Genomic DNA, 16,915 nt, shown 5'->3' with positions numbered 1-16,915 from the left:
AATTTAAATAAAAATCGTTATGGCAAAAGAGATAAAATTCAATATGGAAGCCCGCGACTTACTGAAAAAGGGCGTTGACGAGTTGGCAGATGCAGTAAAAGTAACCCTCGGCCCGAAAGGTCGTAATGTTGTAATCGAGAGAAAATTCGGAGCTCCTCATATCACGAAAGACGGGGTTTCCGTGGCAAAAGAAATTGAATTATCGGATCCCTACGCAAACCTTGGAGCCCAAATGGTAAAAGAAGTCGCTTCCAAAACGGGAGATGATGCGGGGGACGGAACCACCACCGCAACCATTTTAGCCCAATCAATCATTAACGTAGGTCTTAAGAACGTTACAGCCGGAGCTAATCCGATGGATCTGAAAAGAGGAATCGACAAAGCAGTTATAACCGTAGTTAAGAGTTTGGAAGCACAAAAAGAGGAGGTAGGAGAAAACTACGAAAAAATTCGTCAGGTAGCCCGTATCTCCGCTAATGGAGACGACACGATCGGTTCTTTGATCGCCGAAGCCATGAAAAAAGTAACCAAAGAGGGAGTTATCACCGTGGAAGAAGCGAAAGGGATCGAAACCGAGGTAAAAGTAGTAGAAGGAATGCAATTCGACCGGGGATATATATCTCCCTATTTTGTAACCGACACGGAAAAAATGCAAGTCGAATTTGATAATCCTTATATCTTGCTATACGATAAAAAAGTCTCCACTATGAAAGAGTTGCTTCCAGTTCTGGAACCGGTAGCTCAATCAGGTCGTGCTTTATTGATCGTAGCCGAAGACGTGGAAAGCGAAGCTCTGGCAACATTAGTGGTGAACCGCTTGAGAGGTTCGTTGAAGATTGCCGCTGTTAAAGCCCCCGGTTTCGGAGACCGCAGAAAAGAGATGTTGGAAGACTTAGCCATCCTAACCGGTGGTGTTGTTATCTCCGAAGAGAAAGGATTGAAATTGGAAAGCACGACTATCGACATGTTGGGTAGAGCTGAAAAAGTGACCATTGACAAAGAGAATACAACCATCGTAAACGGAGCCGGCAAAAAAGAAGCCATCGTCGAACGAGTAAATCAAATCAAAAAGATGATCGAGAATTCGACTTCCGATTACGATAAAGAAAAATTACAAGAAAGATTAGCCAAATTAGCCGGCGGAGTAGCCGTTCTTTATGTCGGAGCCGCTTCTGAAATGGAAATGAAAGAGAAAAAAGACCGGGTCGACGATGCGTTAAGCGCAACCCGTGCTGCCATTGAAGAAGGAATCGTTCCGGGAGGGGGCGTTGCTTATATCCGTGCCATTGAAGCCTTGAACGGCTTAAAAGGTGATAACGAAGACGAGACCACAGGTATAGAAATCATCAAACGCGCCATTGAAGAACCGCTTCGTCAAATTGCCCACAACGCGGGAGTAGAAGGAGCTGTTGTCGTTAATCGCGTAAAAGAAGGCAAAAAAGATTTCGGATATAACGCACGTATCGACGAATACCAGAACCTGTTGGAAGCCGGAGTGATCGATCCGAAGAAAGTTGCCCGTGTCGCCTTGGAAAACGCGGCTTCTATCGCCGGAATGTTCTTAACAACCGAATGTGTGTTAGTTGAAGAAAAGAAAGAAGAAGCACCGGCAATGCCTCCCATGGGCGGAGGAATGCCCGGAATGATGTAAAAACATGCATATGACCATAAAAAACCGCTCGAAAATTCGAGCGGTTTTTTATTATCCCGTTACGACATAATAGGAAGTATTAATACAATTTCACAGGATTTAATCGGTCAAAAACAAAAAAGGGATAGCAATAGGGGCTTTTTTTATTTACTTTATATACCTTTACCGTCGCAAATTTTATTTTTGTTAGGAAAAGTATATTTATGAATTATTCCATTCTTGATTTTCTCCAGTTAATCGGATCGCTGGGAGTGTTTCTCTTCGGAATGAAGATGATGAGCGAGGCCCTACAAAAGGTCGCGGGTGACAAGATGAGACACATACTGGCAGCCATGACTTCCAACCGGGTCAAAGGTGTCATCACCGGACTATTAATTACGACTATTATCCAGAGTTCCTCGGCGACTACCGTTATGGTTGTCAGTTTCGTGAACGCGGGACTATTAAACTTAGTAGGTTCCATAGGGGTCATTATGGGTGCCAACGTGGGGACCACCTTTACTGCCTGGTTAATCTCCATCCTCGGATTTAAGGTCAGTATGGTCAGCCTCTCCCTCCCTTTAATCGGACTTAGTCTGCCTTTACTCTTTTCAGCCAAACGGATTCGAAAAAGCTGGGGAGAGTTAATTATCGGATTCGGATTACTATTTATCGGGTTGGATTTCTTACAAAAATCGATGCCTAACATCCACGAAAACCCGGAGATTCTAAACTTTTTACACAATTACACGGATTTAGGATACGGTTCCTATATTCTATTTATGCTGATCGGAACGGCTTTAACCATCCTTATCCAATCCTCCTCAGCCACCATGGCTCTAACCCTGGTGATGTGCGCCAACGGCTGGATCGGCTTCGATATTGCCGCCTCCATGGTATTAGGCGAAAACATCGGAACGACTATTACCGCCAACCTGGCTGCCATGATAGCTAACACGACGGCCAAAAGAGCGGCTTTCGCCCATTTCCTGTTTAATGTATTCGGAGTCATCTGGGTCCTTGCCATCTTTCCTTTTTTCCTAAGATGGGTTGCGGGACTTAGCGAACACCTCGGGATCGGCGATCCTTTTACCAATATCGGATCTGTTCCCATTGCCCTCTCTTTGTTTCACACCTGCTTCAATGTAGCTAACGTCGTTATTCTTATCGGTTTCACAAAAGTGATTGCCCGACTGGTTACCCGCATCATCAAATCGAAAGAGACGGCAGATGACGCATTTACCTTGAAACACATCAAAATCGGTTTACTCTCTACTCCGGATGCTTCTCTCTTCCAAGCGAAACAGGAGATCACCCACTATGGAAACAATACCTTGGATATGTACCGGCTCGTCGTGGAATGCTTACATACTCCGACGAAAGATTTCGAGAAAAAATTCAATAAGATCGATAAATTAGAAGATGAAAGTGATTTGGTGGAGGTCGAGATCGCCGATTACCTGACCAAGGTTTCGGAATCCAAGCTTTCTACCGAGAATTCCCAGCGTGTCCGGGCCATGTTCCGTATTGTTTCCGAGATAGAAAGCATTGCCGACTCTTCCTTGAATATAGCCAAAGCCATCGGGCGAAGAAACAGTCAAAACATCACTTTTCCGGATTTCATAGACGAGAAGTTACAACACATGCTCGATATCGTGGACGAAGCTTTGGTTGTTATGTGTGCTAATCTGGCTACGGAGTATAAGGAAGTAAAGGCCAAAAAAGCTTACGAAGTAGAACAAACTATCAATGATTACCGAACGATTTTACAACAGGAACACCTCACGGCAATCGAAGAGAAAAAATACGATTACGCTACAGGTATTATCTATAGCGACATTTTCTTCGAATGTGAAAAAATCGGGGATTATGCTATCAATGTAACCGAGGCAATAAAAGAGATCGGCGGAGATAATTGATTCGTATTTTTAATGATTTATAAATCATAATTCTTAAATAATATGGCACAAGAAGATGTATTTAAAAAATTGGTCGCACATTGTAAAGAATACGGGTATGTGTTTCCATCTTCCGAAATATACGATGGGTTAGGGGCTGTATACGACTACGGGCAATACGGTGTGGAGTTAAAAAACAACATAAAAAAATACTGGTGGGATTCTATGGTATTGCTACACGAGAACGTAGTAGGTTTGGATTCTGCCATTTTTATGCATCCGACCATATGGAAAGCTTCCGGGCATGTAGATGCCTTCAACGATCCTCTGATTGATAATAAAGATTCCAAAAAGAGATACCGGGCGGATGTATTAATCGAAGAGCATATTGCCAAGTACGAAGACAAGATCGAAAAAGACGTTGCCAAAGCCAGAAAAAGATTTGGAGAGAGTTTCGACGAGCATCTCTTCAGACAAACCAATCCGCAAATATCGGAGACTCTCCGAAAAAAAGAGGAATTGACAGCAAGAATGTCTAAAGCCCTAAATGACAATGATCTGACAGAATTACGGCAAATCATCATTGACAATAAAATCGTATGTCCTATTTCAGGGACTTGTAACTGGACGGAAGTTCGTCAATTCAATCTGATGTTCTCTACCGAAATGGGTTCGACAGCAGAAGGAGCAAGTAAAATCTATCTTCGCCCGGAAACAGCCCAGGGGATATTTGTAAACTTTTTAAACGTACAAAAAACCGGAAGGATGAAAATACCTTTCGGTATTGCCCAGATCGGAAAAGCCTTCCGGAATGAAATCGTGGCACGGCAATTCATCTTCCGTATGCGGGAATTCGAACAAATGGAAATGCAGTTCTTTGTACGGCCGGGCTCCGAGTTAGAGTGGTTTAAAAAATGGAAAACAACCCGGATGAGCTGGCATCAATCATTGGGTTTCGGTGCAGAAAATTATCGTTTTCACGACCACGAGAAATTAGCCCATTACGCGAATGCAGCCACAGACATTGAATACCGTTTCCCCTTCGGCTTTAAAGAGGTGGAAGGGATTCATTCCCGTACCGATTTCGACTTAAAACGTCATCAGGAGTTTTCAGGCAAAAAGATACAATACTTCGATCCCGAATTAAATGAATCTTACGTTCCTTACGTGGTTGAAACCTCTATCGGAGTAGACCGGATGTTTTTACAAGTCCTTTCGGCCGCTTATCACGAAGAGGAGATCAGTAAAGAAGACGGTTCGAAAGATTCCAGGGTCGTCCTCAAATTACCGGCAGCCTTAGCACCTATAAAATTAGCCGTCATGCCATTAGTGAAGAAAGACGGTCTGCCGGAAAAAGCAGAGGAGATCATGAAACTTTTACGCTTAGATTTCAGGTGTCAATACGACGAAAAAGACTCTATCGGGAAACGTTACCGTCGGCAAGACGCCATCGGTACTCCGTTCTGTATTACCGTCGATCATCAAACATTAGAGGATAATGCCGTCACGATCCGTTATCGGGATACCATGGAACAGGAGCGGGTTGCCATCGACCGTCTCTTCGATATACTGAAAGCCAAAACGGATATAAAGCAATTATTAAATCAAATTACCTTGTAAATTTGTAAAGAACCATATACTGAAAATCGCTGTCTTATCGGATAGCGATTTTTTTGTCTCCATCCTCCGCCAAGGTTCATAAACGTCCTTTTTATAAAATACAAACAATTTGAGTCCTTTTATCTTTTTATATTACGGGCTTCGTTTCTTTTAACTCCCCCCCTCTCAACTTTCAATTTTTCACGTCGTATATAGCTCTATGATATTCTATTAGAAATTTATAATAACCTAATAATTGTAATGCTATGAGAAAATGGATTTTTCTATTGTTGATCGCCGTAATATGCGGTAGCTATTCCGAAACTCGCGCACAGGTCAACGTAACTTCCGTATCGGCCAAAAATGATGCGGATAACTTTTACAAAATGATGAAGGAAGCTTTTCCTCTCTCTTTCAATGATCCTGCCTCCCCGCGATTTGTTTTTTTCAATAAAAACAAAAATTTTGTTTTCGGTGTAGGCGGCTTCGTTCAGGTGCAAGGATTATATGATTTTAACGGAGTTCCCAACGATAACTATTTCACAACGAATTCCATCGCTCTTAAAGGACAACAAGCAGGCGGACGTTACGGCATTACAATAGGTCAATCCCGTCTATTTTTCAAGTTAGTCGGAGATACTGAAGTCGGTCGTTTAGTGACCTATATGGAAATGGAATTTGAAGGGGAGAACAATACTCCTATTTTAAGACAAGCTTTTATTAAATTCAAAGGATTTACGATCGGTAAAACCTGGAGTACTTTCTGCGATATCTCTGCAGGCCCCGCGACGATAGACGAAGAAGGTCCTTCGAGCGAAATCGCATTACGCCAACCTCAAATCCGTTATACCTACGATTTCACGCAAAACTTACAAGCTTCTTTAGCCATAGAGTACGTGGAACCCTCTTACACGGAGGCCAAATTCACAGAATATATTCATCAAAGAATTCCGGATATCCCTTTAACTGTAAAATACACTTTCAAAGACGGCAGTCACTTGCAGGCGGGAGGAATACTAAGAAACATGTACTATAAAAATACGGCAAAAGATAAAGACGAAATCGTAACCGGTTGGGGAGTTGCCTTAAGCGGTATCTGGCAATTGGCAAAAAATACCTCTTTCAACTTTCAGGGGGTTTACGGAAAAGGCATTTCCAACTACATTCAGGATCTTTCCGGCACAGGTCTGGATCTGGTTCCAAGTGAGACGGACGACTCCCGTTTAAAAGCATTCAACGCCTGGGGAGGCTTTGCCGGCTTCACCCATCAATGGAATGAGAAACTCTCCTCAAACATCATGTATAGTTATGCCAGGGTACTGGAACAATACGGAATGCCAAGCACATCATATAAATACGCTCAATATGCCGCAGCCAATTTATTTTGGGATTTTTCAGAGTATGGAAGTTGCGGTATAGAATACGTGTACGGACGTCGCAATGACTTCAACAAAGAGTATGGTAATGCAAACCGTATCAATACGATGATACAATACAGGTTCTAAAAATTACTGCTATTTTTATCAATAGGCCATTCCTGAAAAGCAAACGGTTATCGGGAATGGCCCTCTTGCAGTAAACGGACAGCCTCCTTCTTATCCCTTTCCAACTGTTCCTTCAATTCATCCACCCCGTCAAATTTCTGTTCCCCGCGAAGCCGGGCTACAAAGTCTACCGTTAACACCTGACGGTATATATCTCGTGCAAAATCAAACAGATGAACCTCAAGAGAAGTTCTTCCGTCATTGCTGACGGTAGGACGAATCCCTATATTTAACATCCCGGAATAAACCTCTTCGCCGACTTTCACGCGCACGACGTATACTCCATTCGCCGGTAATAATTTCCGTTCATTATCTACCTGCAAATTAGCCGTGGGGAACCCTAATTTCCTCCCTAACCGGTGCCCTTCAATCACCTCCCCCGTAACGGAATAAGGATAACCCAAAAATAGATTCACCTGTCTGATGTCTCCAATGGCCAAGGCATTACGAATTTTCGTAGAACTTACGTTCACGTGTTCCGTTACAAACACTTTTTCCTGTTCCAGTAAAAAATGATATTTTCGAGACAGCTGCTGCAAATTTTCAAAATTCCCGGTTCGATCTTTTCCAAATCGATGATCATACCCCACCACGAGAGCTTTTATACCGATCCTACCGATTAAAATCAACTCTACGAATTCGGCATAAGACAGTTCGGATAACTCCCGGGTAAACTCAAGGATAATCAAGTGATCAATGCCACAACGCTCTAAAATAGAAATCTTCTCCGGTAAGGTCGTTAATATCCCCGGTTTCTTTTCCATGGGATAGAGAACCTCCCGCGGATGAGGTTCAAAACTTATGATCACAGACTCCCCTCCCATTTGCCGGGCTTTTTCTTTCAAATGCTCGATCACACTTAAATGCCCTAAATGTACCCCATCAAAACTACCGATCGTGAGAACCGGACGATTTATTTCTATATTTTCAACACCGTAATGAACCTTCATGATCAACCCTTAATTACTTAGAATCCTTACCACAAAAGTAATACAAAAAATAGTAAAGAAGCTGTCCGGATTCATTTATCGAACAGCTTCTTTCACTTTTATATCAAAAAAAATAACAGCATCAACCGCATTTAGAGGATCCGCAAACCTTGCAGATCAGGCATCCTTCTTGATAAACGATCGATTTCGAACCGCAATTTTCGCAAACAGACCCTGTAGCCTCCGTTCCATCCGGAATAAATTTCCTCAATGCGCGTTCCACTCCGTTTTTCCAAGTATTGATATTTTCATTATCAAACTCCATGGCAGCTACTAACTCCACGATCTGAGTGATAGGCATTCCGTAACGCAAAACGCCGGAGATCAGTTTAGCATAGTTCCAATACTCTTTGTTAAATTTATAGGATAATCCTTCCACTGTTGTTTTAAACCCCCGTTTATTGGAAAACTGGAAGTCGTAACGGCTATTTCCATCCTCATCCACATTTTTCACGATCTTACCGTCCGTCACAGCTTTCGGCAGCATGATTCCCTCTTCGTCGTCGGCAATACCCGTAAAGATCTCATAGGGTTTTCCCTCGTACAATCCGATAAAAGCAATCCATTTTTCTTTATTATTCTGGAAACGAACGATTTCTGCATCCAACTCTTTCGGACGCTTCGAAGGCATACTTCCGGTCTCCTGCTTTTTCTCTTTATTGGCTACCAACACGCCCGAACGAGAACCGTCCCGGTAAACCGTACATCCCTTACACCCACTTTTCCATGCCTCAATGTAAAGTTGACCTACCAACTCTTCCGTCACATCAGCCGGTAAGTTTACGGTTACACTGATCGAATGGTCCACCCACTTCTGGACACGTCCCTGCATCCGGACCTTGGCGACCCAGTCAATATCATTGGAGGTTGCTCTGTAATAAGGAGATTCAGCCACCATGGCATCAATCTCTTCGTTGGTATAACGTTTATGAATATCATACCCGTTTTTCTCCATCCAAACCATAAATTTATGGTGGAACACGATAAACTCTTCGAAACAATCTCCCGTTTCATCCGTGAAATCGATGTGTACATCCTTATCGTTAGGATTCACTTTCCTTCTCCGTTTATATACCGGCAAAAAAACCGGTTCGATTCCGGAGGTGGTTTGTGTCATCAGACTGGTCGTTCCCGTGGGAGCAATCGTGAGACAGGCAATATTCCGCCGACCGTATTTTAGCATCTCTTCATACATCTCGGGAGCAGCCTCCTTCAAACGCAAGATAAACGGATTATTTTTCTCTCTTTCGGCATCAAAAATCTTAAAAGCACCTCTCTCGCGAGCCATATCGACAGAAGAACCGTACGCCGCAATCGCTAATCTTTTATGCACATCCACGGAGAAATCAATAGCCTCATCGCTTCCGTAACGTAGTCCCAATGCCGCCAACATATCTCCTTCCGCCGTAATGCCTACTCCGGTACGTCTTCCCTCTTTCGCTTTCTGTTTAATTTTATGCCATAACCGTACTTCAACACCTTTCACCTCTTCCTCCTCCGGATCGCTGTCGATCTTATCCAGGATAGCATCTATTTTCTCCAATTCCAGATCGATAATATCGTCCATGATACGCTGAGCGATTCCCACGTGTTTGTCAAACAGCTCATAGTCAAACGAAGCGTCCGGAGTAAAAGGATCTTTTACGTATGAATAGAGATTAATCGCCAACAACCGACAAGAGTCATAAGGACATAACGGTATCTCACCGCAAGGATTCGTGGAAACGGTACGATAACCCAGATCGGCATAACAATCGGGTACACTCTCCCGAATAATCGTATCCCAGAATAAAATACCCGGTTCAGCCGACTTCCAGGCGTTATAGACGATTTTATTCCATAATTTAACAGCACTGATCTGTTTTATATTTTTCGGGTGTTCGGAGTAAACCGGATATTTTTGAACATACTCCCGCTCTTCTACGACAGCCTGCATAAATTCATCGTCAATCTTCACGGAAATATTGGCTCCGGTCACTTTACCTTCCGTCATTTTAGCGTCTATAAAACTTTCCGAATCCGGATGATTGATAGATACACTCAACATCAAAGCCCCTCGACGGCCGTCTTGTGCCACCTCCCGGGTCGAGTTGGAATAACGCTCCATAAAAGGAACGATTCCGGTTGAAGTTAAAGCCGAATTTTTAACCGGCGATCCCTTCGGGCGGATATGAGACAAATCGTGTCCTACTCCTCCCCTTCGTTTCATCAGTTGTACCTGTTCCTGATCAATCTTCATGACTCCTCCATAAGAATCGGAAGGACCTTCATTCCCGATAACGAAGCAATTGGATAAAGAGGCAATCTGAAACTCATTACCAATACCTGTCATCGGTCCGCCTTGAGGTACAATGTACTTGAAATCTTTCAACACCTCAAAGATTTCTTCCTCGCTTAACGGATTCGAATATCTTCTTTCTATTCGGGCTATTTCAGATGCCAACCGACGATGCATATCGTTCGGATTCAACTCGAAGATATTCCCATAAGAGTCTTTTAAAGCGTATTTGCTAACCCAGACCCTCGCTGCCAATTCATCTCCCTTAAAATAATCAAGAGAGCTCGAGTAAGCTTCTTCCTGCGTATAAACCTTTTTCTGTTCCACGGTTTCTTTTTGCTTTTTAATCAGAGTAGTCGTTTTTTCCATTTTATATAATAAGTCTTTTTTTATATTCACTTCCGATCAAACAAAACTAAATAAAAAAAACTTCTTGGAAAAATATTTTTACTAACATCAATAAAAAGTTTTCCATAATATCAACATATAATACTGAATATCAATAATATGATATTTTATAAAATGTGGAAAAAATTTCCAAAATATAAATTCATTATAAACTACAGATAATTTTACAATAAACCTATCATGCAAACGTTAAGATCCAATATTCGACAAATGAAACGTAGAATGGAACAATCGCTTCGAAAGATTTAGTATAATTCTTTAATCTCTTCCGGTATTTCCACTCGAAGAAGTTGTTCGTTTTCCGAGATTTCTTTCACGTATCTTTCGGAAAGCGGAAGTAAAATCTCTTTCGAGAAGATTCGAATAGACAAGAGCATATTACCGGAATAATTGGCCACATCGACCACTTCGCCGGATTCTCGCGTAAGTATATCCTGAACGGAGAATCCTATTAATTCGGAAAGTTCAAAAGGTAAATCTTCCTCCTCTTCCTCCCCCACTAAATCTTTATCCATCAAAAGCTCTTTCCCGGTCAGACGATCGGCCTGAGCCTTTGAATCGACATAATCAAATTTGATGATATAGGACGAATGATTTCTCTTCATCAATCCGTCTTTGGCTACAAAAAAGGGAACCGGTGCTCCTTCCAAAAGAATAAACACCGGTTCTTCCTTGTATTGTTCGAGAAGATCGTTATCAGAATAAACAACAACAGCACCTTGCAAACTATGCGTTTTGCCAACCTCACCAATCTTTATACAATCTTCCTTTTTGATCATCGCAAACCTTATTCTGCAACGGGAGTTTCAGTCTCTGCCTGCGTCTCTGCAGCTTCCGCAGCCTCAGTAGCAGCCGTTTCGACCTCTGCTCTGGCAGCGGCTTCAGCCTCTGCTTTGGCAGCAGCAATCTCAGCTTGTTTTTTAGCGATCAACTCTGCCCGAGCTTCTTTTACTTTAGCTTCAGCTTCTACACGTGCCTTGTAAGCACTTTCTGACTCGTCGGCCAAACGATTGATCTTGGATTGGATCTTGGCTACTTTCTCTTTCTTCCATGCTTCGAACTTCGCTTCGGCAACAGCCTCATCGAAAGCACCTTTTTTCACTCCTTCCAACAAGTGTTTTTTCAACAAAACTCCTTCATAAGAAAGAATACTTCTCACCGTATCTGTCGGTTGAGCTCCTACATTCATCCAATATAACGCTCTCTCGAAATTCAAATCGATCGTAGCGGGATTGGTCATCGGATTATAGGAACCGATTCTTTCGATGTATTTTCCGTCACGCGGAGCTCTACTGTCTGCTATCACTACATGATAGAATGGTCTGCCTTTACGACCGTGTCTTGCTAATCTAATTTTAGTTGCCATTTAGTCAAATTTAAATAATTGAATTACTGCCTATTCTCGATAGGCGGTGCAAATATAGTCATTTAATCGAAGTAAAAAAATTAAATTCAAACACAAATGCTATTTTTACTTTCCCGGCCCAACACCTCTCTTTCCCCCCGCCCCCGAAGGCAGCCCATTCAGAAGCCATTTTTCTATCGTGGATTTTTATCGTTTTCAATCAAATTTCCTTTATGCGATTAAATTGATAACGAATCGCTAAATCCATATACATTTCTTGTCTCATATAGCATAGGAACGTACTTCATAAAAACAAAAGAGACTGCCGATGACGAGCAATCTCTTTTCATGTATCGAATATCCTCCATGATAATTAAATATCTTCAAATTCAGGCAACACCAAGGAGAGCCATTTATCCAAGCGGGGTTCGGTCTTTTCGGATTCGTAATCTTCATCCAAAGGCAAGCCGACAAAAAGATTATCCACAATTGCTGCCGAACCGCTGAAAACATACCCGTCCGTTGAAGTTTTTCCGACCAATTCAGCCCCTAATTGGGTTACCAACTCGGCCATGTATCCCATGCCGTCTACAAAATTAGCAGGATAGGTTACGTGATCTCCCAAACCGACCAAGGCCACCCGGCGGTCACGTAAAGAAAGCTTCCGCATGGCCGGAAAAAATTTGGCCCACTGGTCCCGTTGTTCCCGTTCCCAAGTACTGCGCCCCAAAGAAGAACACACGATGATGATGTTCTTGTAATCCAACAACCTCGTCGCCGGAATCTCCGAAATATAAAACATCTCCACCCGCTTAGCACCTATTTTTCGCTTTAAGATCTTAGCGACACGGTGTACACTTCCTCCTGTCGGGGCATAAAATATCCCTAACCACTTCAAATCGGAAACCCGTTCTTCCAACAGATAATTGCCTTCCAAATCCGCTGTTAAACGTAAAGCCTCATTTTCTTTCTGTGTACTTTTTTGCTTACTGCTTTTTCCTGTATCTTTTCTTTCCATATCTTTTTGTTTAAGTAAATGCTTTGTTCCTTAAACTATACGATGGAAAATATGAAAGGTTTAACAGGACTTTACTTTTTATGCGTCGCTATGGCCAACAGAACCCCTAAGGCGACACCCAACAAAGCAGCAAAAAGCACGCGCATGTCTCCCGGCAACAAAAAAGTTATGGTATGAGCGGGATACCAGAAAAAGGGTATCGTCTTTTTAAACACAAAATTCCATTGTACCCGCCAATTTAAATTGGCCATGATCTCTCCCATGGGAATGGGAGTAAAAAATCCGCGTAAAGTTCCTCCGTTATTGATAATATGAGTATCCGTTATTTTGTGCAGAGTCATAAACACAGGAGCAAAAATAGTATTCATTGCCACGGATATGCAAAAAGCCACAAACACCTTTGGCCACGAGAGAGAAGCACCCATAACGCTCATCGCATCGGTCATTCCCATCGTCGTCAGAAAAGCAGGCACACCATTGGCAAATATCGTCATCGCCATACTTATACCCATACCCAATATACCCCATACAAAAGCCCGAGGCAATATCCCGAAACCTTTTCGATTATACACGCCTGCGCTGATTCTCAATCCTATACACTCTCCTAAAGTCGATAAAATCGCAAACTTCAGAAAACTCATGATCATACCATGCTCCGCATTGAACGTCTTATAAAAAGAGTATACGTCTTCCGATACGAAAAAGGGAAGTAAACAAATGACCACGCACCCTATAAAAATAATGTCTTTCTTTTTCATTTTACTCCATAATGGTTTCGTACACACCAAACAAAACCCCATATAAATTATATTCAGTTATTAAGATCAATCCGCTCTCTTTTCTCTCACGGAGTCGGAAGAGCTCTCTTTTTCCAAAAAAGGGCAGCCCCCCCTTCCGAATGCCCGGCCAACGCAACCAAAACTTAGGAGTACCGCCATAAGCAATACTCCTAATACGATGATCATTCTCTTTTCCTGTCCTGTAAATTTTACCAGGCTTCAAAAAGAACTTATTTTTCGATCCGGATACGGGCATCCACGGCCACAACCCCTTCTTTATTCCCTAACAACGGATTCAGGTCCATCTCAAAAATTTCGGGTGCCACTTTAACCAATGCAGATATCCGCATAACCGTTTCGGCAAATTTATCTTCATTTACCGGCTCTTGTCCGCGGACACCCTGAATAATCTTATAGGATTTCAAACCCTGTATCATAGTCTGTGCTTCCTTCTTCGAGATAGGAGCCAATCCGGCATTCACATCTTTCAATACTTCAATAAAAATACCACCCAAACCGCAAAGCACCATATGGCCGAATTTATCGTCGCGTTTGGCACCGATAAACACCTCCGTCCCGCGCAATTGTTGGGCAAGCATGATCGCATAGGTATCCTTAATCTGCATCATCCGCTTAAATTCACGTCGAACGGTCTCTTCGTCTTTCACGTTAAGCACCACTCCTCCCACGTCGGATTTATGTACCGGACCTACAACCTTCATTACCAAGGGGAATCCGATCTCTTTGGCCAGTTTCACAATCTCCTCTTCTTTATCGGAAACACCCTCCTTCGCGCGGGCGACACCTGCCGCATCCAACAATCGATGTATATCTTCAGGGGCCAAATAGCCATTGGAAGCCCGATCAACGACCTCCCGAATCTTCTTCACGTCCATATCAGGCATCTCAAAATGCTCAGGCTGAGGAGCAGGCGTCTTCATGATCTTACATAACGCGTTTCCGAAAAGAACTTCGTCCGGAAAATAGACCCGCCCTTTGGCCACGAAAGCATCTATCTCGTCTTTCACGATCTTGGAAGAAGGGAAGATGGGGAATATCGGCTTTTTGCTACTCTTCATTTTCTCGTTCAGCACATCGTATACATCGAAAACAGGAAATAATCCCGGACTTCCGAAAATAACAGCCATCCCGTCGACCTGATCGAAATCGCGATCACAAGCGTCCAGAATATACCCTAATTGTTCGGCCGTACCTGTCGCCAGAAAATCGATCGGATTTCCTACCGATGAGCCCGGGAACAATTTCGTCAACAGTTCCCGTGCCTTTTCGCCCTCGATACGCGGAACATCCATACCCCCATTAGAAAGTGCATCCGTTAACATCACGGCCGGTCCCCCGGCATGCGTTACGACCGCCATATTTTTCCCTTTTAACTCAGGATGCATAAATATTCCGGCAACCGTCATCAACTCATCCCTACCGTTACAACGCACGATACCGGCCTTCTTAAATAAAGCCTCTACGGCAACATCAGGACTGGCCATAGCACCGGTATGAGAAGAAGCGGCACGGCTTCCGGCAGCAGACCCGCCGGATTTAATAGCCGCAATACGACATCCCTTCCGAATCAATGAAGAAGCATGTTTCAATAATTTCTCAGGTTTATCAATGCTCTCCACGTACAGTAATTTGACCCGCGAGCTGGTCTGCGGGTCAAAAGATTCGTCCATATATTCTAAAATCTCCTCTATACCCATTTGAGCGGAATTACCCACAGAATAGGTACTATTAAATTTAATACCTTTCTGCATTCCCGTATCCATAATAAACAAAGCCGTTGCCCCTGATCCGGAAATCAAATCTACCCCTCGAGGATCCAATTTAGGAATCGGTTGGGTGAAAACTCCACTATAATGATTCGTCAATACACCGATACAATTCGGTCCGATCAACGCTCCCCCCACGGAATCGATGGTATCAACAATCTGTTTTTCCAATTTCGCTCCCTCTTCGTTCTCTTCATGAAAACCGGCGGACAAAATGATAAAAGCCCGGGTATTTTTCTGTTTTGCCAATACTTCTACGGCAGCAGGACAATATTTGGCGGCAATAGCCAAAATCGCACAATCCACCACAGGAAGATCCCTCACATCCTTATAAGATTTAACACCCTGTACTTCACCCATTTTAGGATTTACCACATAAAGCTCTCCTTTGAAGTTTCCATCCTGCAGATTTCTCAAGACAGCGCCTCCCGGTTTATGAATATCATCCGATCCGCCGACAACAACGATGCTTTTCGGATCTATTAATTGTTTTGTTACCATAAAAATACTGCTATTTATCTTTAAAACCGAATGGATGATTCTTTAAGGATCATCCATTCGAATCTATTACAATTTTTAGATATGATTAAAAAATGTCAGAAACTCCCGAGCCTTCAATACCATATTCTTTGATCCGGTATACAAAGGCACTCTTTGATGTATGGCTTCCGGCTGAATTTCCAATATCCTTCTTTCACCGTCTATCGCCATTCCTCCCGACTGTTCCGCAATAAAAGCAATCGGGTTACATTCGTACAACAGTCTTAATTTCCCCGTCGGATGAGAACTCGTTTGCGGGTACAAGAAAATGCCTCCCTTCAACATATTTCTATGAAAATCAGCTACTAAAGAACCGATATAACGGGAGGTATACGGACGTTTCGTCGCATCGTCTTTTTCCTGACAATATTTGATAAATTTCTTCACTCCGACTGGAAAATTCACGTAGTTCCCTTCATTGATAGAATAAATTTTCCCGCTTTCCGGTGTTTGCATATTCGGATGAGACAAACAAAATTCCCCGATAGAAGTATCCAGCGTGAAACCGTTCACGCCATTTCCGGAACTATACACCATCATGGTTGAAGATCCGTAAATAACATAACCGGCCGCAATCTGTTCCGTTCCCGGTTGCAAGAAATCCTCAATCATAGGAGGTTCTCCTAAAGGAGATTTCCTTTTGTAAATAGAAAAAATAGTCCCTACCGACACATTTACATCGATATTGGAAGAACCGTCCAAAGGGTCCATACAGATAATGTATTTGGCATCCCGGCATAATCCCTCTTCAAAAATAACGATATCCTGATTCTCTTCCGTTGCTACACCACAACACTCACCACTTGCACGCAATTCATCCATAAAGGTCGTATCGGCATATACATCCAGCTTCTGCTGATCCTCCCCCTGCACATTCATACTACCGACCTTTCCCAGAATATCCACTAATCCGGCTTTATTTACTTCTCTATGTACTTTTTTTGCAGCAATTCCTATATGGTGCAAAAGTCTTGAAAATTCACCGGTAGCCCCGGGTATTTCGGCCTGTCTTTCAACGATAAATTGATTTAAAGTTGTAACTTTATGCATTATCATGGTTCTGTGTTTTTAATTTTCTGCAAATATAGGTTATAATCTTT

At 42.7% G+C, this 16,915-nt stretch carries 12 protein-coding genes; 4 read left to right on the top strand and 8 right to left on the bottom strand.

Going from position 1 to position 16,915, the window contains the following annotated elements:
- Positions 1 to 19: 19 nt before the first annotated feature.
- From groL to DMB45_RS04405, 4 genes are all read left to right on the top strand, one after another.
- Entirely contained in the window at positions 20 to 1,651 is a 1,632-nt protein-coding gene (gene groL, locus DMB45_RS04420) for a chaperonin GroEL (RefSeq protein WP_041503343.1), read from the top strand.
- Between the two features lie 203 nt (positions 1,652 to 1,854).
- Entirely contained in the window at positions 1,855 to 3,549 is a 1,695-nt protein-coding gene (locus tag DMB45_RS04415) for a Na/Pi cotransporter family protein (protein WP_041503342.1), read from the top strand.
- 42 nt (positions 3,550 to 3,591) lie between these two features.
- Positions 3,592 to 5,148 (top strand): glycine--tRNA ligase, encoded by a 1,557-nt coding sequence (locus DMB45_RS04410; RefSeq protein ID WP_110688487.1) that lies wholly within the window; start codon positions 3,592 to 3,594, stop codon positions 5,146 to 5,148.
- A 245-nt stretch (positions 5,149 to 5,393) separates the two neighbouring features.
- Positions 5,394 to 6,632 (top strand): DcaP family trimeric outer membrane transporter, encoded by a 1,239-nt coding sequence (locus DMB45_RS04405; RefSeq protein ID WP_041503340.1) that lies wholly within the window; start codon positions 5,394 to 5,396, stop codon positions 6,630 to 6,632.
- Between the two features lie 47 nt (positions 6,633 to 6,679).
- On the opposite strand, the gene DMB45_RS04400 is transcribed toward DMB45_RS04405, so the two are convergent.
- The 8 genes from DMB45_RS04400 to fbp all read right to left on the bottom strand — a co-directional run bounded on the left by DMB45_RS04400 (position 6,680) and on the right by fbp (position 16,871).
- Entirely contained in the window at positions 6,680 to 7,621 is a 942-nt protein-coding gene (locus tag DMB45_RS04400; RefSeq protein WP_041503339.1) for a bifunctional riboflavin kinase/FAD synthetase, read from the bottom strand.
- Positions 7,622 to 7,742: 121 nt separating this feature from the next.
- Positions 7,743 to 10,307: an adenosylcobalamin-dependent ribonucleoside-diphosphate reductase gene (locus tag DMB45_RS04395; protein WP_052634568.1), complete on the bottom strand. Its 2,565-nt coding sequence runs from the start codon at positions 10,305 to 10,307 to the stop codon at positions 7,743 to 7,745.
- A gap of 284 nt (positions 10,308 to 10,591) precedes the next feature.
- The gene (gene rimM / locus DMB45_RS04390; protein WP_041503338.1) at positions 10,592 to 11,125 is read right to left on the bottom strand and encodes a ribosome maturation factor RimM; all 534 of its coding nucleotides are present in this window, start codon (positions 11,123 to 11,125) and stop codon (positions 10,592 to 10,594) included.
- Positions 11,126 to 11,133: 8 nt separating this feature from the next.
- Entirely contained in the window at positions 11,134 to 11,712 is a 579-nt protein-coding gene (locus tag DMB45_RS04385; RefSeq protein ID WP_041503337.1) for a 30S ribosomal protein S16, read from the bottom strand.
- Between the two features lie 352 nt (positions 11,713 to 12,064).
- A complete protein-coding gene (locus DMB45_RS04380) occupies positions 12,065 to 12,709 on the bottom strand; it encodes a flavodoxin domain-containing protein (protein ID WP_041503336.1) in 645 nt (214 codons plus the stop codon).
- A gap of 71 nt (positions 12,710 to 12,780) precedes the next feature.
- Complete coding sequence (locus DMB45_RS04375; protein WP_041503335.1) at positions 12,781 to 13,467, bottom strand: hypothetical protein; 687 nt, start codon at positions 13,465 to 13,467, stop codon at positions 12,781 to 12,783.
- Positions 13,468 to 13,718: 251 nt separating this feature from the next.
- Entirely contained in the window at positions 13,719 to 15,776 is a 2,058-nt protein-coding gene (locus tag DMB45_RS04370) for an acetate--CoA ligase family protein (RefSeq protein ID WP_110688486.1), read from the bottom strand.
- 75 nt (positions 15,777 to 15,851) lie between these two features.
- Positions 15,852 to 16,871 (bottom strand): class 1 fructose-bisphosphatase, encoded by a 1,020-nt coding sequence (gene fbp, locus DMB45_RS04365; RefSeq protein ID WP_200889850.1) that lies wholly within the window; start codon positions 16,869 to 16,871, stop codon positions 15,852 to 15,854.
- Positions 16,872 to 16,915: the final 44 nt, after the last annotated feature.

The organism is Sanguibacteroides justesenii (assembly GCF_003204205.1).
Taxonomy (GTDB): Bacteria; Bacteroidota; Bacteroidia; order Bacteroidales; family Marinifilaceae; genus Gabonibacter; species Gabonibacter massiliensis.
Note: the sequence above shows the minus strand (reverse complement) of the source record. Positions and strands in the feature narration are given on the sequence as shown.